The following is a 22,958-nucleotide window of genomic DNA, read 5'->3' as shown; positions in this document are numbered from 1 at the left end:
TCCTGCCACCCCGACAAAATTCAATGAATTTTTGGATCGGTCCAGTAGCTCAGCTGGATAGAGCAACTGCCTTCTAAGCAGTAGGTCTCAGGTTCGAATCCTGACTGGATCACACGTTTTATTAAAAACCAGGAGAGGTGCCAGAGCGGTAATGGAGCAGATTGCTAATCTGTCATCGGGAAACCGATGCCAGGGTTCGAGTCCCTGTCTCTCCGCATTTTTTTTGAATGACCGAATCGGGGTGTANNATCCTGCCACCCCGACAAAAACCTTTGTATATTTGCAAAGGTTTTTTTTATACATTTATTTCATGAAATCTATCTTAGGTAATAAAGAATCTTTTGTCTCATACTCTGTCGCTTTTCTATTTATTTTAATCATGATTGGAACAGCAATGATTTATGATGATAAAGAAATTATTTTACCAGAAGTTGCTGCATTATCTGTCGGAATTTTAACGTTTCGAGAAAATAAATGGCTACAACGACCATTTCATATTTTTTTACTTCCATCCATAACTGCTATTTTAGGATTTGGGATTAATTTTTTACCGATTATATTATCATTCAAATTAGCATTGGTATTGGTTGCAATGTTAATTGTCTTGAAAATTTTTAAAAGTCAACTTGCGCCAGCATTAGCTACGGGATTATTACCAATTGTTACAAATACAGAATCTTTTGTATTTCTATATGCGATATTTCTATTTGTCTTTTTACTTTTTCTATCAATAAAAATATTCAAACTAAAACCAACTGAAAATGCGGTTCCAATGATTTATACAAGCCATAACAGATGGTTAATCGGATTATGTGTAGTTTGGTTTACAGCTTGTTATTTTAGCGGTTTTGCACATTTCTCTGCTATTCCACCTATTATCGTAATTTCTTTTGAATCTTTAAATAATCCAACATTAAAATTAACCGTACGTCTAAAACGTATTCTTGTAATGTTCATGGCTACAATGGCTGGTTGTTTAACAATGCATTATCTTGATAATTGGTTAATCATTGGCTTGATCGATTTGATTATCGTAATGTTTATTTTGAAATTAACAGATTTACGCTTACCTCCTGCTTTTGCAATGGTTATTTTACCAATGATTTTACCTTCTGACTCGATAAAATATTTACCTGTTGCAACATTAATCATGAGTATATTTTTTATGCTATCGATTTATATTATTCAGAAAGTTGCTTATCCAAAAGCGATTGATTTCAAATAAAAAAGTCATCCAAAATTGAATGACTTTATGACTATTTTAATATGTTTCTTCGATTGATTTTACCATATTATAAATGAACTCGTTGTAAGGTGTCGGAATATTATATTGTTTTCCTAAACTGATAATTTCGCCTGCAAATTCATCCACTTCCGAATATCGTTTTGCTTCGCGATCTTGTAACATCGAAGTTTTACCAAATTCATCCACAATTTTCATCGTAGATTTCATTCGATCCACTTCTTCTTGACCAATTGCAACTCCATGTGCATTCCCAACTGCAAGAACTTCATTAGAAATCATATCCATTAAAACCTCGAGATGTTGATTGGTACGAAATTGTCCATATGGAAACTCCAACAAAAACGTCAATTGATTTCCGACAACATTTACCAAATATTTCGCCCACTGCGCTTTCTGAATATCATCCGATAATTGATTTGGAATTTCAGCAACATTCATCAATTCATGTAAATCGACTAATTTATCATGATTAATTGAATCCATTTTCCCAAAAATAATTTTTCCTATACTCGAAAACGTCACGCGATTATCAACTTTTACAGCATCCATATATGCAACTGCATTCACCACACGATCCCATCCAAAATGATCTGCCAAAACACGTTCAGAAGAAATTCCGTTCATCAAACTTACAATCATTGTGTTTTCACCAACAAAAGGCTTCATATCTTCTATCGCTTGCTGTAAATGTGAACTTTTAACGACTAAAAATATATAATCTGGATAATTATTCTCCTCGATTTTTGTGACATAATTAAAATCATACGCTTTATCATTCACAAAAATTTGCGATTTTTCGTATCGATTTTTTCGCTCCTCATCTACAATTACACTTACAATTTCTGGATTATATTCATAAAAACTCGCTGCATATTTTGCTCCTAAAGCTCCCAATCCAAGAAAATAAATTGATTTCATTTTTTTGTTATTTAGAAGATAAATTTAAAATAAAATCTACAACATTTACGAATTAAAGTCTTTGAAAAAATTTAATATTTCGGTTATAATTAGTTTTGATAAACTTTTGACAATTCTTTTGGATTGAGATACAAATAATAAATCAAATTACGCAAATCATCAAGGTTTGAGCTAGAATCTACAGCTATTTCATTCTCTTTTTGAAAATTCTTTTTCAATACATCATACAATTGATTTATTTTCTTCCAATTATCTTTTGCAGCAATTTTTTCAACAGATTTATTATTCGCAGATTTCGCTAATTGTGAGGGCATTTTCTGAATCGCTTCAAATAAAACATATAGATTGTTGACATGATTGATATAATTGTATGTTTCATTTACGGCAAAATAATTCAGAAGAGTTTTCTCTTCATCCGAAATTTTCAAGCTTGAAATTAACATCATTTCCTCACCTAACCATTCATAAGCCGACAATCCAATTTGAGAAGCATTTGACGTCACAACCATTCTTGGAATTGGTTCTGCATTTGCAATTTTATTTAAAGTAAATCCTGTTTTTTGATTCAGAATATTCAATCGATTATTTGCAGGAGCAAGACATTCAAAGCATAATCGCAATTGTATCCTAACGCAATAATTTCTTCAAATTCAGAAAAAATATCGGCAGAAGTATCGTTGTTAAAACTCTCAAAATTTTGCAAACAATTATCTTGATATTTTTCTATAAAATCATTCATAGAAGAATAATCTTTTTTATCATCATCCCAAATAAGATTAAAATTATAAGCAAAAATATTCACAAATTGCATCGTTTTACTTTGAGGGTTTTCATCAACAAATTTTTGATATACTTCTACTTTAGGAGATTCTATATCGTAATCATCCATCAACGCAATTAAAAATCGTTCATTGATTGGAGTTTTAGTTCCAAATTTCTTTCCAACTGACTTTTTAAATTTCTCTTTATAATCAACAAAATATGATTTTTGATTATCATTCACCACAAAATAAACTTCGAGTTCAGAAAGAAGCCCAACTTTTTTGCCTAATTCTATATTATTATCCAACATATATTTTTCGAAAGTAGAATAATCAATTCCTTTTTCTTTCGTTTTTTCTAAGATCGTTTCATCAGGATAAACTCTCGAACCAAAAGGTAAAGAATATAAAAAAGGTCCATCTGCAAAAAGCTGAACAGAGGTAAATAATGTCAGTAAAAAAGTGAAAAATAATTTTTTCATAAGATTGATTTTTATAAAATTAGGAATTTAGTTGAATACTTTCTTTTATTTTATACGATTTAACATGAATAAAATTTATTATTAAAGCATTTTCTTTATATTAATTCAAACAAGACAATTCTTCAAATTGTTCTTTTAGAAAATAGTTTTTACATATATTTAACAAATTAATACATCACACGTGAGTCAAATAAATAATACTGAAGAAAAAGAATTACAAAGAGGCCTTACTAACCGACATATTCAATTGATTGCTTTAGGTGGCGCGATTGGAACTGGTTTGTTTTTAGGAATTGGACCTGCTGCTGTTTTAGCTGGACCATCTGTTATTTTGGGATATGCAATTGCAGGAATTATAGCCTTTTTTATTATGCGCCAATTAGGAGAAATGGTTGTTAACGAGCCTGTTTCAGGAAGCTTTAGTCATTTTGCATATAAATATTGGGGATCTTTTGCTGGATTTGCTTCTGGTTGGAATTATTGGATTCTTTACGTTTTAGTAAGTATGTCCGAATTGACTGCAATCGGAATTTATGTACAATTTTGGTGGCCAGAAATTCCATTATGGGCGTCGAGTTTGTTCTTTTTTATTGTGATTAACGCATTGAATTTAGGCTCAGTAAAAATGTTTGGTGAAGCTGAATTTTGGTTTTCTATCATCAAAGTAATTGCCATTATTGCTATGATAATCTTCGGAGCTTACTTATTAATAAGCGGAACTGGAGGTGAACAAGCAACAATACAAAATCTTTGGAACAACGGAGGTTTTTTTCCAAAAGGTTGGTTATCTGGTAATAGCGAAGGCGGTTTTAGTGGATTATTCGCCGCAATGGCTCTTATTATGTTTTCTTTTGGAGGTTTAGAATTGATTGGCATCACAGCTGCTGAAGCTAAAAATCCAGAAAAAACAATTCCAAAAGCAACCAATCAAGTAATTTATAGAATTTTAATCTTCTATGTTGGAGCATTAATTATCTTATTTTCGTTAGCTCCTTGGGAAACGATTACGGATAAAAGTAGTCCTTTTGTAATGGTTTTTGAGAATTTGAATCATTTGAAACTAAATATTTTTGGTAACACAATTGATTTTTCAAGATTAATTGCCAATGCACTAAACATTATTGTTTTGACGGCTGCTTTATCAGTTTACAATAGCTCTGTTTACAGTAATAGTAGAATGTTATATGGTTTGGCAGAACAAGGAAATGCGCCTAAATTCTTAAAAAAATTAAACAAAAATCACGTCCCTGTTATGGCGATTTTAGTTTCATCTTTTTTCGCAGCAATTTGTATTTTAATTAATAAAATAATTCCAGAAGATGCATTTCATGTATTGATGTCTTTAGTGGTTTCTTCGTTGGTAATTAACTGGATTATGATTTCGATAACACATCTTAAATACCGAAAACAAAAGAATTTGGAGAATACAAAAACATTATTTCCATCTTTCTTGTATCCTATCAGTAATTATATTTGTCTAATTTTCTTATTTGGAATTTTAGTGATTATGTGGTTTACAGGACTTAAAATTTCAGTAGAATTAATTCCAGTTTGGTTGATCTTCCTTTACATCGCTTATCGAATTGTAAAAGAAAATAAAAAGACTAAGAATTCTTGATAAATTTTAATTTAAAATAGTTCATATAAAAGCTTCAAGATTACTTGAAGCTTTTTAATTTTACATCATGAAAAAAATAGTTGTTGGATTCATTTTGATGATGAGTTCTATTGTGTTTTCACAAGAAATTTATCAAGTTATAGCGCAAGAAGGATTGACAGTTAGAACAAGTCCGAATGGAAAACGAATTGGTAAAATTCCGTATGGATATCCTGTTAAAATTTCAGAAAAAGGTGAAGCGTTTGCAATTAAAGATAATGGGAAAGCAAAAAGTGGAAACTGGGTGAAATTAGATGTTAGCTCGTCTAAATTAATTTTGGATGAAGGAGTTAATGATTCTTCTGCTCAAGGCGATTTGTATGCGTTTAGTGGTTATTTAATCACACAACAAAATTTTGTCAATCAATTCGAAACAGAAATTTCTACGCACCCAGCTTTTAGCGAATTTTATTTAGCAACAGCTTACAAATGCTTCGCAATTAAAGGCGACTTTTTTGGTGACGGTGTGGTGGATTATTTATATAGAATGATTGATACAAAAGGAAATATCCGTTTATTTATTGTGAATAATATGAAAAAAGGAAGTCAAATTTATGGTTTGGGAGGAGCAAAAGATCCGTTCAAAATTACAAATTATGATTTCGGAACGTTGATGATGATTCCAAAAGGAACGCCACTTTATTCGAATTATAAAGATGGAGTGAAACGAAATTTAAATGGAGTTTCTAAAAATGAAATCGTAACTTTAGATTATGATGCGATTTATGTGCATCAAGATAACGCAAAAGAAGGCGGATTTATTTACCGAAAAGATGGTAAATGGAATTGGCTGAACCAAAAATAAAACTAAAATAATTATGCAAAATATAGAAGGTAAAGTAGCTTATATAACGGGGGGAACAAAAGGAATTGGATTAGGAATTGCAAAATCATTGGTAGAAAATGGTTTGAAAGTGGCAATTTCTGGACGAAACATTGATGATGTTGAAAAAGCTCGTCATTATTTAGGAAATCAAAATGTATTGGCTATTCAGTCGGATGTGAGACATTTCGAAGATGAACAAAATGCAATTGAGCAAATTATTTCTGCGTTTGGACGTTTGGATATTGTGATTGCAAATGCTGGTTTAGGAAAATTTGCGCCAGTTGATGAACTTTCTTTAGAAGATTGGAATGCGATGATTGATACTAACCTGACAGGAGTTTTTCATACAATAAAAGCGTCTGTTGAAGCACTAAAAGTTTCGAAAGGATATTATATTTCGATTGCTTCTTTGGCGGGAACAAATTTCTTTGCGAATGGAGCGGGTTACAATGCTTCGAAATTTGGCGTTGTCGGTTTTACCCAAGCAGCGATGTTAGATTTGAGAAATTATGATATCAAATGTACAACGATTATGCCTGGTTCTGTGACTTCAAACTTTAATGATCATGTGCCAAATTCGGAGGATGGATGGAAAATTCAGCCCGAAGATTTAGGACAAATGGTAGTTGATTTATTGAAAATGAATCCAAATGTTTTGCCAAGTAAAATAGAAGTTCGTCCTACGAAAACAAAATAATTTAAAGATCTCGATAAGAGATCTTTTTTTATGAAAAAAATATTTCGTAATTACCAATAGTTTACATAGTTTCGTGGAAAAATAAGAATACAATAAAGGTATTTTTTTAACGAGCACTTTTTAATGAATTTTAAAAAATCAGTCAATCATTTTCGTCGTACAATTATGCGTCGATTAACAGGAGGAATAGGTGATGGTAATTTGCCAAAGATAGACAAAGAAAAACCTCTTGAACTTAATAGAGTACTGATAAACAGACCCAATCAGCGTTTAGGAAATATTCTATTGATTACACCTTTGATTCAGGAAATTATCCGATATAATCCTGGTGTTAAAATTGACTTATTTGTAAAAGGTAAGGTTGCTCCGATTATTTTTGAGAACTATCCTCAAGTTGATCAAATTATTGAATTACCTAAAAAACCTTTCAAAGAATTGATTCAATACGCTAAAGTTTGGCTAAAAATCAAAAAAAAGAATTACGATTTAGTCATTAATGTTGATAAAAATTCATCTTCAGGACGACTTTCAACTTCTTTTGCGAATTCTAAGTATAAAATTTTTGGAAATGAATTTGAAATGAATTCGAATCAAGAAATTCATATTCATCAAGCGCAATATCCAGTTTATCTGTTTAGAAAATTCATAGAATTATTTAAAAATAAAGAAGGGAATTTAGATATTCCAACTCTAAATATTCAGCTAACAGAGAAAGAATCTTTGAAAGGAGTAGAAATGTTAAATGAATTGATTCAAGATCCTTCAAAGAGAACGTTGGCGTTTTTTACGTATGCAACAGGTGTAAAATGTTATGATGAGGAATGGTGGATAGAATTTTATAATTTATTTTATCCAAAATATTCGCAAGAATATAATCTAATTGAAATTTTACCTGTCGAAAATATTTCGATGTTAAATCATAGATTGCCTACTTATTATAGTAAAGATGTGAGAGAAATTGCAGCGTTGATGAAAAGTTGCGAATTTGTGATTGCAGCCGATTCTGGTATGATGCATTTGAGTTGTGCTGCGTCTACAAAAACAATTGGTTTGTTTAAAGATCAAAGCTTCTTAGAGCGTTATAAACCTTATGGAGTAGGAAATGCTGTAGTCTTGATTAATAATGAAGATAAGAGGATTCTTATTCAAGAAATGGATAAATTATTGGTTTAAAAAGCTGTTTTTTATCATTGAATAAAATTTATATTGATTTGATATAGAGTAAATTAATTTCTATAAAAATATTTTAATTTCGTTTGATAATTTCATAGCTTTGTCCTTTGAAATAATATAAAAATGTCAACAGAGTTTACAATTGTTATCCCAATTTATAATGAGGAAGATAACTTGATAAGATTGGAAGAAACAATGAATCAATATCTGTCAAAGTCAATAAAACAGACTGAAATTTTATTGATTAATGATGGTTCTAAAGACAAAAGTTTGGCTCTTATGAAAGAGATTTGTAGTAGAAATCAAGCTTTTCATTATATTTCTTTTGACAAAAATTATGGCTTATCTGCTGCTATAAAAGCTGGTTTTGATACAGTGAAATCTAAATGGGTTGGTTATATTGATGCAGATTTACAGACAGATCCAGAAGATTTCAATAAATTATTAGAGTTAGCAGATCAATTTGATTTGGTGACTGGTGTTCGTGCAGATCGCAAAGATTCTTTCGTGAAAAATATGTCATCTAAAATTGCCAATTCTATTCGTAGAGCATTTACCAATGACGGAATGGATGATACAGGTTGCCCATTAAAAGTTATAGATGCTGAAAAAGCGAAAAAAATTCCGATGTTCAAAGGATTGCACCGATTTTTACCAGCTATGATTTTATTACAAAACGGAACAGTAACTCAAGTTCCTGTCAAACATTTTCCACGTATAGCAGGCGAATCAAAATTCAATTTATGGAATCGTTTATTAGGACCGTTAATGGATTGTTTTGCATTTGTTTGGATGAAGAAAAAATACATCAATTATAAAATTCAAGAAAGAGCATAATGCCAAATTGGGTTATCATCAGTATTGGATTTCTTGCACAAGCACTTTTTTCGAGTCGTCTTATTTTACAATGGATTGTTTCCGAAAAGAATAAAAAAGTTCTTACACCAAAATTATTTTGGGAAGTTAGCTTGTTTGCCTCTGTTTTGCTATTTTTATATGGTTATTTGCGTCATGATTTTTCAATTATGTTGGGACAAACATTGACGTATTATATCTATATCAGAAATATTCAACTTCAAAATCATTGGAAAGAATTTCCAAAAATAGTACGTATTTTTCTGTATATTTTTCCTGCATTAATTGTTTTTTATGGCTTCAATAACGGAATTTTTGATGTAGATTTATTATTCAAAAACGAAAAAATTCCGATGTGGCTTTTATTTTTAGGAGTCGTATCTCAGGTACTTTTTACATTTCGTTTCGTCTATCAATGGATTTATTCCGAACGAAAACACGAATCGCAATTACCAATGGGATTTTGGGCAATTAGTTTAACAGGATCATTGTTGATTTTAATTTACGCGATTATTCGAAAAGATCCCGTTTTATTTGTTGGTCATTTTATGGGATTTATCGTTTATGCTCGAAATATATTAATCAAACGAAAAGAAAAAAATGGTTCAGTGGATTAAGCAAAATTCAGTTTTATTTTTAATCATCGTAACAATTTTGATGTTGTTTGTCAATCTTGGCGCTTTACAAACCAACATTATGGAAGCTCGAAACATTATTTCGGCGCGAGAAATGGTACACGATGGAAATTGGATTTTTACCACGCTTAACGGTTTGCCTCGTTATGAAAAGCCACCTTTACCAACTTGGATTACAGCTGTTTTTGGAAGTGTTTTTGGTTTCGAAAACTTTTTTTGGCTACGCATTCCAGTTGTTCTAATTACCATTTTATTAGTCGTTTGGTTCTATAAAACATTAACGCATTTCGATTTAACAAAACAACAAGTTGTTAATTCTTCATTGGTTTTAATCACTTCATTTTACGTGTTTTTCTCAGGGAGAGATAACAATTGGGACATGTACACGCATAGTTTTGTGATGGGAGCAATATTGTTTTTGGTGAAAGAATTTCAATCATCAAAATTTAATTTATTCAATTTTATTGCTGCATTTTTCTTGTTGGCTTGTTCGATAATGAGCAAAGGTCCAGTTTCGTTGTATGCGTTATTTTTACCTTTTTTAATTGCCTATTTTATTGTTTATAGATACAAATTAGGAAGAAATTTAGGAATTACAATTTTAACGATAATATTAGGTTGTGTTGTAGGATTTGCATGGATGATGTATGTGAAATATTTTGATCCAGAACATTTTTTAGCGGCTTCTCAAAAGGAAGTGAACAATTGGCATAGCTATAATACTCGCCCAATTTATTATTATTGGAGTTTCTTTACGCAATCTGGTTTATGGACAATTCCGGCTTTGGTAAGTTTGATTTATCCCTATCTAAAGAATAAAGTTGCAAACAAAAAAGCCTATCAATTTGCTTGGTTATGGACGATTTTATCGGTGGTTTTATTATCTGTAATTCCAGAAAAAAAATCAAGATATTTATTACCAGTTTTAATTCCTTTAGCGATGAATATTGGCTTTTATATCGAATATTTACGATTAGAATTCAAAAATTTATCAAATAAAACTGAACGATATTTTACCAATTTTGCGTTTGGTTTATACGGAATAATAGGAATCGCAATTTCAGTTGGTGTTTTTATTTATACAAAAGATCGTTTGTCAGAATTTTTGGTTTGGTCGATTCCTTTTGCTGTCGTAGGATTAATTTTAGGAATCTCAATTTTTAAAGGATTAAAGATAAAATCATTCGAACAGATATTTTACTCAACTATTTTATTGATGTGCTCAGTTGTTGCGTTTGGATTTCCACTTTCCAAATTAACTTTTTCCGAAGAATTGTATTCTTCTGCTAAAAATCTGAAAAAATTAGAACAACAAAATCAAATCAAAACATACGAATGGCAAAGTTTTGTTCCTGAAATAGTGTTGGATTATGGGACTTCAATTCCTGCAATTAACGATGGAAAGAAAACTATCTTTCCGAAAGAAGAGAAATTTGGAATGTTAGCAAGTCCGTCAGATTCTACTTTTTTTGCGGATCATTTCAATAATTATTCAATCAAAAAAATTGGTGTGGTCGATTTGAATCATTCTTCAAAAAATCAAAAAAATTATAACGATCGTATCCAAAGAAACTATTATTTGATTCAAAAAAAGTGATTAAATTTCGAGTAAAATTTTTAGCTTAAATTTTCGTTATTCTAATAAAATCTTTTGCAGTTTCGGATTCTATTTTTTCTATGTTTTTGGTTAGTGAACAGTTTTGTTTTTGCTCAACATTTTGGGTGGAAAAATCCTAATTTTAGACAAGATTCTGTTCAACTTTCTGATACGATAAAGCTTCAAAATAAAGGAATTTTATCCGAAAAATTTCAAATTTTAGATTCAACAGGAAATCCAATTTCAAAAGAATTTTATACGATAAATTTTGAACGAAACGAGGTTTATTTCAATTCTTCAATCGCCAAACAAATGGTGAAAATTCAGTATTTTGTTAATCCAAAATTAGCCGAATCTGTTTTTTATGCCAAAAATCCGAATATCATTGTTAATGATGCAAAACCAGTTGATATTTTTCATCAAATAGAACCGAATTCAAAACAAGCGAACAAAGATGTTTTTGATGGTTTGAATAGTAAAGGTTCGATGGTTCGTGGTATTCGTTTTGGGAATAATCAAAGTGCGTCTGTGCAATCTTCGTTGGATTTGGAATTGTCAGGAAAATTATCGGATGATATTACAGTAAATGCGGCGATTGCGGATAATAATGTGCCAATAGAATCGGATGGATACACGCAAAATCTGCAAGAATTTGATAAAGTTTACATCGAATTAGCCAGTAAAAATTCGAAAATTAGAGCTGGACATATTGATATTAATACCAATCAAGAACGAGATTTTTTCAATCCATTTAATCAAAAAGTAACAGGTTTACAATTGTCAACTCAGTTAAAAAGCGAAAAATCGTCGACCAATATTTTTGCTTCTGGAAGCATTACACGAGGTGAATTTATGCGTGTTAATTTTGTTGGACAAGACGGAAATCAAGGTCCTTACAGGCTTTCTGGAAAGAATAATGAATTGTATGTGATTATTATTTCGGGAAGTGAAAAAGTATATATTGATGGTGTTTTGTTGGAGCGTGGCGAGCAAAATGATTATGTAATTAATTACAATACAGGAGAAATTTCTTTCACTTCAAACCGATTGATTACCGCAAATACGCGTATTAATGTGGAGTATTTGTACAATTCTCGAAATTATTCACAAGTTTTACTTTATGGTGGAGCTGAATACGAATCGGAACGATTGAAATTGTCAGGTTTTTTCTTTTCTCAAGGAGATTCGAAGAATAATTCACTTGGAAATGATTTGACAGATGCTGAAAAGCAAATTTTGGCAAATGCAGGGAATGATCCAGATAAAATGTACACCATTTCTGCAGAGAAAACGACGTATGATTCGAATAAAATCTTGTATCGAAAAGTAAATCAAAATGGATTAGATATTTTTGAATATTCGACGGATCCAAACGATGAATTGTATCAAGTGGCTTTCACGTATGTTGGCGCTAATCAAGGAAATTATCGACAAATAAATGCGAATCAAAATGGGAAAGTCTTTCAATATAACGAAGCAATTGCTGGAGTTTTACAAGGTGATTATGAACCAATAAAGCAATTAATTTCGCCTAAAAAGTTGCAGATTTATACGTTGAATGGACAATATCAATTGAGAAATAATGGAAATGTTGGTTTTAATTTAGGTTTGAGTAATTATGATCAAAATTTATTTTCATCGATTGATGATCAAAACAATTCTGGTTTAGCAACTCGTGTTTATGGTGAAAAAACATTTTCTTTCAAAAATTGGAAAATTACACCTTATGCGGAATGGAATTTTATTAATAAAAATTATAAAAGTGCAGAGCGTTTACGAGCTGTTGAATTTGCACGAGATTTTAATTTGGAACAAGAATTAAGTGGCGTAAATCAGAATTTTATCACAGCAAAAATCAATTCATCTTGGAAAGAAAAATTTAATGCACAATATAAATTCGATTATCTTGAAAATACTGGTTTGTACAAAGGTTTGAGAAATCAACTTGATGCAAATTATAAAACTGAAAAAGACGAAATCGTTGCGCAAGCAAATATTTTATCAACAAAAGCAACGCTTCAAAATACCAATTTTGCGCGTTATATGGTAGATGGAAAACGAAAAATTGGAAATAAATTTTGGGTTGGAGCGAGAGTTTGGGGCGAGAATAATGACATGGATGATTTGACAAAAAATCAAAAATCAGATTTAAGTTTTAAATGGAATGAATTTCAGTTGAAAGGAGGTTTTGCAGATTCGCTTGGTCATAAAATCGATTTGACGGTTTATCAACGTCAAGACGATTCGGTTCGTTTAGGGACTTGGCAAAATATTCAACAAAGTAAAGGAGCTATTTTTAATTCAACATTAATACAAAAACAAAATCATCAATTAAATTTAAATTTCCATTATCGACGAGTTAATTATCAATTTTTAGATGCGCCGAACGAAGATTTTATGACAGGAAGCGTAAAATGGTACAAAGCTTTTTTCAATCAAGGTTTACAATTAAATGTAGATTATGAAGTGGGAAGCGGTGTGGAACCGCAGCGTGAATTTCAGTATGTAAAAGTTTCGGATGGAATGGGAATTTACAAATGGACGGATTATAACGGCGATGGAATTGAGCAAATTGACGAGTTTGAAGTGGCAGAATTTATCGACCAAGCAAATTATATTCGCGTGTATACGAATACAATCGAGTATTTGAAAACGAATAAAAATCAATTCAATTTTACGTTGCGTTTTCGTCCAAAACAAGTTTTTAATACCGAAAATGAATTCTGGAATCGTTGGATGTTTCAGCAAAATATCTCGGCAAGTAACTCGTTGCGCAAAGAAGGAACGACGTTAGAATGGAATCCTTTTACGAATTCGGCTCAAATTTTAGGTAAAACAAGAAGTATTCGTTCGTCGATTTTCTTTAATCAAGGAACACAATATAAATGGTCGTCAAATTTTATTTACAATCAACAACAATCCCAAACGTATGTTTACACAGGTTCTGAATACCGTGATTCAGACAGTTATTTGTTGCAAGCGCGTTATAAGATTTTGCAAGATCTAATCGCAAGTTTCGATACTGAATATATGGTGATTAACAGCGATTCTGAATTATTTTTGAGTAGACGATATAAGTTAAATAATCTTCGTTTATCACCAAAAATTACGTATCAAACAGAAAAAAATCTTGTTGCGTCGTTGTTTTATAATTATCAAAATAAGAAGAATGTTTCGGGTGAAGAGCAATTAAATCAGTCGGATTTGGGAACAGAAATTCAATGGAACGGTTCGGATAAAATGAGTTTGTTGGGAAGTTTTAGTTTTATCAACAATAAATTTATCGGAAACCAAGAATCTGTTGTTGGAAATCAAATGATGGAAGGTTTGCGCGCTGGAAATAATTTTGTTTGGCAGTTGCAAATCCAACGGCAAATCACAAGTTTTTTGCAATTGAATATTTCGTATGATGGACGAAAAACCGAAGAAAATAAGCCAATACATACGGGAAGTGTGCAAGTGCAAGCGAGGTTTTAAATAATAAAAGACGATTTTATAAAATCGTCTTTTATTATTATTTTTACATTCTATTTACTTCATCTTGATTTCCAGTTTCGCGATTTTTTACTGATAATTTATTACTTCCGAATTTATAATTCAATCCAATTCTTATGCTTTGAGTATCCCATACATTCGCAAAAGTTTGTACGATTCCATTGTTATTTTGTGATAAATATTCTTGCGCTTTGAAAATATCTGTTGCATTCAAACTCAATTCTAATTTTTTATCTAACATCAAATATTTGAACGAAAGATTGAAACGAGCATAAGGTTTTAGTTTATAATTTTGGAAAGTTTCTCCAAAATTTTGAAAATAAATCAAGTTAATAAACATCGTTTTTTGTTGATTAAGCGTAAAATCATTTGTCGAAAATAATGAACTCGACCAACCTTTGAATCGCTTAGAAGAAATTGCAACATTTGCGCTCGAATAAGAAACTTCAAAAGTAGTAACGCTTGACCACCATTTTGTAGGATTTATCGTCATATTTTGGCTCAAACCAAAGCTATCCGAATCTACAAAATTCATCCAAACAAAAGTATTATGTTTTGTGTTCTCATCAATGATTGAAGCTTGATTGACACCATCTCTCAAACTTGAATAATAAAGTCGAGTATCAAATTTTTTGTAAGTAAAAGTAAGTTCTAAATTGTGTGTAAAAGCTGGTTTCAAAAAAGGATTTCCTTCGTTGTAAACATATTCGTTTTGTATCATTCGAAAAGGATTTAAACTTTCGTAATTTGGACGATTGATACGACGCGAATAATTAATTCCTAAACTTTTACTTTTATCAAAAGTATGCAACAAATAAAATGACGGAAACAGTTTGATATAATCTGTTTTATTCGTTTGATTATTTTCTCTCGAAAAACCTTCTGTTTGTGTTGCTTCTAATCTCAAACCAGCTTGCATCTGCCATTTTTCTCCAAACTTTTTACTTCCGTTCAAATAAATTGCTTCGTTATTTTCTTTGTATTTGAAAAGATTCGACAAATTTTCATCAAATGTATAGTTGTAATTTTCGTCTGCTTTATATGCTTCAACCAAATTATTTGATTTTGATTGCGAAAATTTAGCCCCAAAACTCCAATTGAAATTTGTTAAAGGAAGTTCTACATCAATTTTAGATGAAAAATTCTCAATACGATTGTTTAAATTACTTTTTCCACCAAAAAAAGAATCTTCTATTAACTGATTATTTTTGTAAGAATTGGTTGCATAAGTTCTATTCATAGGAGATGAATAATTGGCGTAATCGGCATCAAATGAAATCTTTTTACCTAATGAATCAAGTGCAAATTCAGAATAAAGATTGACCAAAGATTGATTCGTCTTACCATTTTCGAATGAATTTCCTTTATTTGTTTGATAAACTTCGTTCGTTAAATTCTTGAAAAACATTTCTTGTGGATTTTCTGAATTATATTTCGAATTGTTGAATGAAAATTTAGAACCAATTGTCCATTTATCGGTTAATTTATAATCAACAGAGAATCGTCCTCCTAGATATTTGTTTATATAATCTGTGTAAGAAATGTTGTGTCTGCGCGCATCAGAGAAAAATAATTCGTTGTTCCATGTTCTCAGAAATCTTCTATCTCCAGCATTCAACGAAGTCTGAACTGTCCATTTATCTTTTTGTAAATTGTAAGCTGCATTGTAGCGCTCTGTGTTTCTTTTACTTCGCGTATATGATGCTCCAATAGTGGAATTCCAGCTATTATTTTTTATTTTTTTTGTTACAATATTTATAATTCCACTATTTCCTTCTGCTTCATATTTTGCAGGCGGAGTCGTGATGACTTCAATTTTTGAAATATCAGAAGCGCTAATACTTTCCAAATAATTAATCAAATCCGTTTGTGACATATAAGTTGGTTTGTCATCAATCAAAACCATTACAGAATTTTTTCCAGAAACCGCAATATTATCATTTGTTACATTCAAACCAGGAGTGACGCGCAAAACATCCATTGCAGTTCCGCCAGCCGCTGAAGTAGAATTTTCTACATTGAAAACAAACCGATCGATTTTTCGTTCCATGATTTTCTTTTCTGCTCCAACGACAACTTCTTTCAAGTTTGTAGATGTTTTAATTTCAATCTTTCCTAAATCGATAGAATTATTCAATTGAATATCTTTCTGAAAAACAATTTCTTCAAAATAGTTGATTTCAAATTTGTACGTATTTTTCTTTGCTTCAATAGCGAATTTTCCAAGTTCATCTGTTGTTAAATTGATAATTGTGTCTTGATTAGATAAGGTAATGTCAACATAAGGAAGCGCTTTATTTTGCTCCATAACTTCGCCTGTTAGTGTATAGTTTTGAGCAAATAGAAAACTAGCGCTAAATAAAATGATAAGTTGAATAAATGTTTTCATGTTGAATTAATTTTAAACAAATATTCTCCAAATCGATTCTTTTTGAACTTTAAAATCGACAAACCCTACTATATTATCGACGAATTTGATTAAAACCAAAAACCTCGAGAATCTCTTGAGGTTTTTGATTTAATTTATTTTTCCTTCATAATAAACAGGATTTCCTTTTTCATCGAAACCAATTATAGTTAATTGATAATCTTTTGGTTTATCGTTGTTGAAATATTCTATTTCTGTGTCTTCTCCTGGAGCTGTATACAAATTAGGATTCCAAAATAAAGTACTTCTTATGTCATTCGGAACATCGTTGTAAAGCGATTCGTAATCATCATTGTTAAAATATGGAAGGGATTGATTATAACCACCAATTTGAATTAAATTATTAGGTAACATAGGCGTGTTATCAACTGGCGCATCACTTCCTCGTTTAGAGTAAATTGCAATTGCATTACCAAGTAAACCAGCGCCTTTGAAAATTTTTACCATCGCAATATCTCTAGGATTAATACTAGTTAAATTATCTGAAGTCATTTTCATTTCGTTCCAATAAATTGCAACTTCAGAATTTCTAATTTTTGGAACTCCGTTAGAAACCGTTAATCCTGCAACTCGTCCAGCTAAAAAGTCCATAATATTTGTATAACCTTCTATTGGCTGAGATTCGTTTACGAAATCTATCACAGTTTCGTTTATGTTATTGAACATTCCGCTACTTAATTCATTGTTCAGCTTCTCAGTTTTCGATTTTTTATCCGCTTTTACAACAACTTCTTTCAGACGAATACTTTTATCATTGATGATTTTGATGTTCTGTTTATACGTATTCTGCTTCTCGACTTCTTCTTTATTCGTAATTTCTTCTAATAAATAAGGCGTTGCAGGCAATTTGGATTTATAACTTGTACTTTTATAATTTGGCACAACAGATAAAGTTAAAGTTCCGTTGTTGGCAGATTTTCCATTTTCCGAATTCAAGAAATAATTCATCGCCATTGGCCCATAATAAAACAAATTATTCATCTCGAAGTTTCCTTCATAATCAGTATCAAGCGTTGCAAATTCTTTTCCATTATTCTGCATTTTATAAATAATACTCAACGAAGCATTGCTCAATTCTCTCCCGTTATTATATGCTTTCACTTTGTAGGAAAGATATCTACGATCGTTGTCAATAGTAGGTTTTACGATATTTCCAACCACTAAATCTTCCCAATTAAATCTTTTCCATTTTTCTGTTATTAAAAGCGCATCCAGATTTTCTGAGAATTCATTATTTTTAAAATATTGTGTAGGATGATTAATTTTCGAACTAAAATCTCGCGTCAATAACATTGCAGAAATTAAATTGTCTTCATCATTATTTTTTTGATCTTTGATAACAGCCGAAAAATTAATTTCTTCAGGATATTTTACCTTAATTGTGTTTAATTCTCGTGGATTAGCCGTTGTTTCGAAAGAAATTTCAGGTTTTTTGTACGATTCTTTTGGATTGATAAATATCAAACGATGAGCAACCTGAATATCATTTGCATCAAAAATGGCAATGTTCAAAATACCTTTGTCATTGTCTAAAACCTCTTTTGGAACATAAGTTGAAACCGATTCCACACTTTTTACAATTTGAGAACTCATTACAAGTTCATTATTAATTGTTCCAATAATTTTATGATTCAATAAAGGATTTTCTTGATTGATGCTTTTTAATTGGATCACAATGTCTTTGCTATTTCGAACAACTTTCATCAGAATCCCATTTTTTTTAGCTTCAGGTAAATCAATAATTTGTTGATTTCCTTTTTCGTCATTTAATTGTACTTGATAAGATTTGCCTTCTTCTGCTCTCAACGCAAAAGTCGCAACGTTTTCATCTAGATTATCAAATGTTGTAATTTTATTGGTAGGATTATTTTTCTCGAATACAAAACCATTCCATTTTTTTGGTAAATCTCCGTCCGATTTTAATCTTACAGCAAATTTAGTTGTCTGATTTTGAATGAAATTTCCACCTTCAGCAAAAGCTTTTGCATTCCATTTTAAATTTGGATTTGGAACAAGTTTTAATTTAGAATTTGGATTATAAATCTTGACTTGATTGATATGTTGAAATTCTTCTGAGAAGAAAGTCATGTACGTTGTGTAGGCTCTTACAAAGTAAATTCCTTCTTCGTTTTCGTTTTTGGTATTCAGTGTTCCGTCACTTTCACCGTTCACAATCGGAACCAATTTTCGGTCGATTAATTTTTTGTCTTTATCGTATAATTCAACAATAAGATTTGTAGAAATTAAGCTTGGTTTGTAGCCATTTAATGTATAAGCTTTGAACCAAATATTATCTCCAGCAATGTAATCTTCCTTATCAAATAATAAATAAACTTTTTCTTGAGCGTAATTTGTATCCAGACTTTTTATAGCCGTTTCCAATTTTGATTGCGCAAAAGTTGTAATCGAGCAAAAGTATAATGCGAGTAAATAAATATATTTCATGCGAGAATGATTAATCTAATAGAATGAATTTGAATTCTTAAAATTATCATTATTTAGATGATTTTCATTCATACTTTTTATTAAAATTTATCATAACTTTTGATTGAATGACGATTTTTCTTCTCGAATAATGTTAATTTTTGTTAATGAATTTAATTAAAAGACTTTAACAAAAAAACCTCGAGAATTTCTCGAGGTTTTGATTTATAAAGAAATGTTGTTGGATTAAATTCCGTCAACAATTGCATTTAATGTTGCAGATGGACGCATTGCAGCAGTTGTTTTAGCAAAATCTGCTTTGTAGTAACCACCAATATCTTGAGGTTTACCTTGTGCACCAATTAACTCTTCGTTAATTTTTGTTTCGTTTTCTTCCATAGCTTTTGCAACAGGAGCAAATTTAGCAGCTAAATCAGCATCTTTTGTTTGATTTGCTAATGCTTCTGCCCAGTACATTGCTAAGTAAAAGTGAGAACCACGGTTATCGATAGTTCCTAATTTACGACCTGGAGATTTGTCAGTTGCTAAGAATTTAGCATTTGCTTCGTCTAAAGCATCAGCTAAAGTTTGAGCTTTTGCATTTCCTTGTGTTTGAGAAACGTGCTCTAAAGAAGCTTGTAATGCTAAGAATTCACCTAAAGAATCCCAACGTAAGTAACCTTCTTCTACGAATTGTTCGATGTGTTTTGGAGCAGATCCTCCCGCACCAGTTTCGAATAATCCACCTCCGTTCATTAATGGAACGATAGATAGCATTTTAGCAGAAGTTCCTAATTCTAAAATTGGGAATAAATCTGTTAAGTAGTCACGTAAAACGTTACCAGAAACAGAAATAGTATCTTTTCCTTCTCTTGCACGGCTTAAAGTTTCTTTCATAGCATCTTTAACGTCCATGATACGAATATCTAAACCTGTTGTATCGTGATCAGCTAAGTATTTTTCAACTTTTTTGATGATTTGTTGATCGTGAGCTCTTCCTTTATCTAACCAGAAAATTGCAGGAGTATCAGATAAACGAGATCTGTTAACTGCTAATTTAACCCAGTCTTGAATAGGAGCATCTTTAGTTTGAGACATTCTGAAAATATCAGAAGTTTCAACTTTTTGCTCTAATAATGTGTTTCCGTTTGCGTCTTCAACTTTGATTGTTCCGTTTGCAGGAGCTTGGAAAGTTTTGTCGTGAGAACCATATTCTTCCGCTTTTTGAGCCATTAACCCAACATTAGGAACTGTACCAATTTTAGTTGGATCTAAAGCTCCATTTGCTTTCATATCGTCTACAACAGCTTCGTAGAAACCAGCGTAAGAACGGTCTGGAATAATAGCTACTGTATCTTCTTCAGCACCATCTTTGTTCCACATTTTACCTCCGTTTCTTACCAATGCAGCCATAGATGCATCAACAATAATATCAGAAGGAACGTGGAAGTTAGTAATTCCTTTATCAGAATTCACCATTGCTACACGTGGTCCGTTTGCTAAATCAGCTTCAATTGCAGCTTTAATTTCTGTTTCTTGAGGTTGACCTTTGATTTTTTCGAATAAATCAGCTAAACCATTGTTTGGATTAATATCTAATGCTTTGAAAGTATCAGCATATTTTACGAAAACATCTTTAAAGAAAGTTTCAACGATAGCTCCAAAAATAACTGGATCAGAAACTTTCATCATTGTTGCTTTTAAGTGAGCAGACAATAATACGTTTTTGTCTTTTGCTTCTTGAATCGCTTCTTGAACAAATGATCTTAAAGAGTTTAAGTTCATTACAGAAGAATCAATTACTTCTCCAGCTTTTAAAGGTGCTGCTGATTTTAATTCTTGAACAGAACCATCTTCTCCGTAAAATTTGATTGTATATTCAGTTGCGTTTTCTAACGTAGTTGAATTTTCAGTACCATAGAAATCACCGGATTTCATGTAAGCAACTTCTGTTTTGCTGTCTGTAGCCCAAGCTCCCATTTTGTGAGGATTAGCTTTTGCATAGTTTTTAACAGCTTTCGGTGCACGACGGTCAGAGTTTCCTTCACGTAAAACTGGATTTACAGCAGAACCTAAAACTTTTCCGTATCTAGCTTTGATTGCTTTTTCATCTTCATTTTTTGGTTCAGCTGGATAATTTGGTACAGCAAAACCTTTCGCTTGCAATTCTGCAATTGCTTCGTCTAACTGAGGAACAGAAGCCGAAATATTAGGTAACTTAATGATATTTGCTTCCGGAGTAGTCGCCAAAGCTCCTAATTCTGCTAAAGCATCAGGAATTCTTTGTTCTTCTTTTAAGAATTCAGGGAAGTTAGCTAAAATACGTCCAGCTAAAGAAATATCTGGAACTTCGATTGTAATATCAGCTGTTTTCGTGAATCCTTGTACGATTGGCAAAAATGAGTGAGTTGCCAACATCGGAGCTTCATCCGTAAGTGTGTAATGAATTTTTGACATTATGTTTTAAATTTTTTTGAGACTATTTTAATAATAGTCAATTAAAAATACATTTTTTCAATTTTGAATGCAGAAACTGCAAACTTTGCAAATATACAATATTTAGCAGATTAAATTGACCATAAATCAATCATTTACACTAATTTTAGTATAATTTTTAACATGATTTTTGATAGGTAGTCAAGTTGATAATTTATTGAAAGAAAATTGTTCAAGTTGATAATTTTTGACTGATTTTTTTTTCAACTTTATGTATAAGTTCACTTTTGAGAAAGTCGTCTTTTTAATGCTTCTTAAGAAACCAATTTTTATAAACTTAGTTTCTTTCTTAATTTTGCAGAAAACAATTCTTTTGAAACAAAATTTAGCGACAATCGCATTTTATAATGTCGAAAATTTTTATTCTAAATCTTCAGACGAATCTTTTTTGCCCAGTAATTTTATCAAATGGAAAGATAATCGTTATGATACAAAGGTGAATAAGATTGCATTTTGCATCTCTAAAATTGGTAAATTAGAAACAAATGAATTGCCATATTTGGTTGGTTTGGCTGAGGTTGAAAATGAAGAAGTTTTAGAAGATTTGATTCAAAATGATTTTTTGAAAGATGGCGATTATAAAACACTTTTATATGAATCATTAGACGAAAGAAAAATAAATGTTGGATTAATTTATCGTCAACAATTTTTTGAAGTTTTAGAAAGCGAACCAATTAGATTTATCTTTAAAGATCAATATGATACAAAATCTTACACACGGGATATTTTATATGTGAAAGGAAATTTAGTTGGCGAAATTATTCATCTTTTTATTGTTCATTTACCTTCTAAAATTGATAAAGAAGTCAATCAATTAAAACGTCAACATATTTTTAAAACGATTCGAAAAAGAATTAACGATTTGTTAACCGAAAATTATTCGGAAAAAATTGTAGTGATGGGAGATTTTAATGATTCTCCAACAAATTCTGACTTAATTGATGAATTGGATACTCGTTCTAAACAAGAAGAAATAAACAGAAACGAATTATTCAATCCAATGGTCAGTCTACAATCCTATAAAAGAGGTTCGATGATTTTTAAAAAACAATGGATGTTGTTTGATCAACAGCTTTTTTCGAAAGGATTTTTTACTTCTCACACAAATTTAGAATATATAAAAACAGATATTTTTGATGCTGATTTTTTGAAGAATACAGGCGGAAAATCTACAGGTTTGCCATTCAGAACTTTTGTTGGCGGAAAATATTTCGGTGGATATAGCGACCATTTTCCCGTTTATACCATTTTAAAATATTAAATTTGTA

16 protein-coding genes and 2 tRNA genes are annotated in these 22,958 nt (G+C 31.0%); 12 read left to right on the top strand and 6 right to left on the bottom strand.

Annotated features, from left to right (window positions below; translation table 11 throughout):
• The first annotated feature begins 38 nt into the window (after window positions 1–38).
• The 3 genes from B3578_RS08700 to B3578_RS08690 all read left to right on the top strand — a co-directional run bounded on the left by B3578_RS08700 (window position 39) and on the right by B3578_RS08690 (window position 1,225).
• Window positions 39–112 (top strand) — tRNA-Arg (locus tag B3578_RS08700).
• A 19-nt stretch (window positions 113–131) separates the two neighbouring features.
• A tRNA-Ser gene (locus B3578_RS08695) sits at window positions 132–215 on the top strand.
• A 95-nt stretch (window positions 216–310) separates the two neighbouring features.
• A complete protein-coding gene (locus B3578_RS08690; protein ID WP_125349989.1) occupies window positions 311–1,225 on the top strand; it encodes a hypothetical protein in 915 nt (304 codons plus the stop codon).
• A 36-nt stretch (window positions 1,226–1,261) separates the two neighbouring features.
• Here B3578_RS08690 and B3578_RS08685 read toward each other — a convergent pair whose 3' ends face one another.
• The 3 genes from B3578_RS08685 to B3578_RS08675 form a co-directional block, all read right to left on the bottom strand.
• On the bottom strand, window positions 1,262–2,164 hold the full coding sequence (locus tag B3578_RS08685) for a ketopantoate reductase family protein (RefSeq protein ID WP_125349990.1): 903 nt from the start codon (window positions 2,162–2,164) through the stop codon (window positions 1,262–1,264).
• 89 nt (window positions 2,165–2,253) lie between these two features.
• Window positions 2,254–2,742, bottom strand: a complete 489-nt coding sequence (locus B3578_RS08680; RefSeq protein ID WP_221855472.1) for a hypothetical protein — start codon at window positions 2,740–2,742, stop codon at window positions 2,254–2,256.
• A complete protein-coding gene (locus tag B3578_RS08675) occupies window positions 2,739–3,407 on the bottom strand; it encodes a hypothetical protein (RefSeq protein ID WP_221855474.1) in 669 nt (222 codons plus the stop codon). Before B3578_RS08675 ends, B3578_RS08680 begins: the two co-directional genes overlap by 4 nt.
• Window positions 3,408–3,588: 181 nt before the next feature.
• On the opposite strand from B3578_RS08675, the gene B3578_RS08670 reads away from it, so the two are divergent.
• The 8 genes from B3578_RS08670 (at window position 3,589) to B3578_RS08635 (ending at window position 14,324) form a co-directional block, all read left to right on the top strand.
• Complete coding sequence (locus B3578_RS08670; RefSeq protein WP_371875724.1) at window positions 3,589–5,025, top strand: amino acid permease; 1,437 nt, start codon at window positions 3,589–3,591, stop codon at window positions 5,023–5,025.
• A 67-nt stretch (window positions 5,026–5,092) separates the two neighbouring features.
• Window positions 5,093–5,869: a hypothetical protein gene (locus B3578_RS08665; protein WP_125349992.1), complete on the top strand. Its 777-nt coding sequence runs from the start codon at window positions 5,093–5,095 to the stop codon at window positions 5,867–5,869.
• A gap of 13 nt (window positions 5,870–5,882) precedes the next feature.
• Complete coding sequence (locus tag B3578_RS08660; protein WP_038330800.1) at window positions 5,883–6,587, top strand: SDR family oxidoreductase; 705 nt, start codon at window positions 5,883–5,885, stop codon at window positions 6,585–6,587.
• Window positions 6,588–6,710: 123 nt separating this feature from the next.
• The gene (locus tag B3578_RS08655) at window positions 6,711–7,760 is read left to right on the top strand and encodes a glycosyltransferase family 9 protein (protein WP_114998777.1); all 1,050 of its coding nucleotides are present in this window, start codon (window positions 6,711–6,713) and stop codon (window positions 7,758–7,760) included.
• Between the two features lie 123 nt (window positions 7,761–7,883).
• Window positions 7,884–8,597 (top strand): glycosyltransferase family 2 protein, encoded by a 714-nt coding sequence (locus tag B3578_RS08650; protein WP_221855457.1) that lies wholly within the window; start codon window positions 7,884–7,886, stop codon window positions 8,595–8,597.
• The gene (locus B3578_RS08645) at window positions 8,597–9,232 is read left to right on the top strand and encodes a lipid-A-disaccharide synthase N-terminal domain-containing protein (protein ID WP_221855455.1); all 636 of its coding nucleotides are present in this window, start codon (window positions 8,597–8,599) and stop codon (window positions 9,230–9,232) included. The genes B3578_RS08650 and B3578_RS08645 overlap by 1 nt, the downstream gene beginning before the upstream one ends.
• Complete coding sequence (locus tag B3578_RS08640; protein ID WP_125349996.1) at window positions 9,216–10,847, top strand: ArnT family glycosyltransferase; 1,632 nt, start codon at window positions 9,216–9,218, stop codon at window positions 10,845–10,847. Before B3578_RS08645 ends, B3578_RS08640 begins: the two co-directional genes overlap by 17 nt.
• 93 nt (window positions 10,848–10,940) lie before the next feature.
• Window positions 10,941–14,324: a hypothetical protein gene (locus tag B3578_RS08635; protein ID WP_280050626.1), complete on the top strand. Its 3,384-nt coding sequence runs from the start codon at window positions 10,941–10,943 to the stop codon at window positions 14,322–14,324.
• Window positions 14,325–14,367: 43 nt separating this feature from the next.
• On the opposite strand, the gene B3578_RS08630 is transcribed toward B3578_RS08635, so the two are convergent.
• The 3 genes from B3578_RS08630 to B3578_RS08620 all read right to left on the bottom strand — a co-directional run bounded on the left by B3578_RS08630 (window position 14,368) and on the right by B3578_RS08620 (window position 21,651).
• On the bottom strand, window positions 14,368–16,731 hold the full coding sequence (locus B3578_RS08630) for a TonB-dependent receptor domain-containing protein (RefSeq protein ID WP_291047871.1): 2,364 nt from the start codon (window positions 16,729–16,731) through the stop codon (window positions 14,368–14,370).
• A 129-nt stretch (window positions 16,732–16,860) separates the two neighbouring features.
• Window positions 16,861–19,215, bottom strand: a complete 2,355-nt coding sequence (locus tag B3578_RS08625) for a hypothetical protein (RefSeq protein WP_286495255.1) — start codon at window positions 19,213–19,215, stop codon at window positions 16,861–16,863.
• Between the two features lie 225 nt (window positions 19,216–19,440).
• On the bottom strand, window positions 19,441–21,651 hold the full coding sequence (locus B3578_RS08620) for an NADP-dependent isocitrate dehydrogenase (protein WP_291047868.1): 2,211 nt from the start codon (window positions 21,649–21,651) through the stop codon (window positions 19,441–19,443).
• A gap of 352 nt (window positions 21,652–22,003) precedes the next feature.
• On the opposite strand from B3578_RS08620, the gene B3578_RS08615 reads away from it, so the two are divergent.
• A complete protein-coding gene (locus B3578_RS08615; RefSeq protein WP_291047866.1) occupies window positions 22,004–22,951 on the top strand; it encodes an endonuclease in 948 nt (315 codons plus the stop codon).
• Window positions 22,952–22,958: the final 7 nt, after the last annotated feature.

This window comes from Empedobacter sp. UBA1574 (genome assembly GCF_002322895.1).
In the GTDB taxonomy this organism is placed as follows: Bacteria; Bacteroidota; Bacteroidia; order Flavobacteriales; family Weeksellaceae; genus Empedobacter; species Empedobacter falsenii_B.
The sequence above is the reverse complement of the archived record's forward strand: the minus strand, read 5'-3'. Positions and strand labels throughout refer to the sequence as shown.

What these genes read in the sequence shown, in the direction of transcription:
- B3578_RS08690 (WP_125349989.1), top strand. Translation starts at nt 311, where the DNA reads ATGAAATCTATCTTAGGTAATAAAGAATCTTTTGTCTCATACTCTGTC.
- B3578_RS08685 (WP_125349990.1), bottom strand. Translation starts at nt 2,164, where the DNA reads ATGAAATCAATTTATTTTCTTGGATTGGGAGCTTTAGGAGCAAAATAT.
- B3578_RS08675 (WP_221855474.1), bottom strand. Translation starts at nt 3,407, where the DNA reads ATGAAAAAATTATTTTTCACTTTTTTACTGACATTATTTACCTCTGTT.
- B3578_RS08665 (WP_125349992.1), top strand. Translation starts at nt 5,093, where the DNA reads ATGAAAAAAATAGTTGTTGGATTCATTTTGATGATGAGTTCTATTGTG.
- B3578_RS08660 (WP_038330800.1), top strand. Translation starts at nt 5,883, where the DNA reads ATGCAAAATATAGAAGGTAAAGTAGCTTATATAACGGGGGGAACAAAA.
- B3578_RS08655 (WP_114998777.1), top strand. Translation starts at nt 6,711, where the DNA reads ATGAATTTTAAAAAATCAGTCAATCATTTTCGTCGTACAATTATGCGT.
- B3578_RS08650 (WP_221855457.1), top strand. Translation starts at nt 7,884, where the DNA reads ATGTCAACAGAGTTTACAATTGTTATCCCAATTTATAATGAGGAAGAT.
- B3578_RS08645 (WP_221855455.1), top strand. Translation starts at nt 8,597, where the DNA reads ATGCCAAATTGGGTTATCATCAGTATTGGATTTCTTGCACAAGCACTT.
- B3578_RS08640 (WP_125349996.1), top strand. Translation starts at nt 9,216, where the DNA reads ATGGTTCAGTGGATTAAGCAAAATTCAGTTTTATTTTTAATCATCGTA.
- B3578_RS08630 (WP_291047871.1), bottom strand. Translation starts at nt 16,731, where the DNA reads ATGAAAACATTTATTCAACTTATCATTTTATTTAGCGCTAGTTTTCTA.
- B3578_RS08625 (WP_286495255.1), bottom strand. Translation starts at nt 19,215, where the DNA reads ATGAAATATATTTATTTACTCGCATTATACTTTTGCTCGATTACAACT.
- B3578_RS08620 (WP_291047868.1), bottom strand. Translation starts at nt 21,651, where the DNA reads ATGTCAAAAATTCATTACACACTTACGGATGAAGCTCCGATGTTGGCA.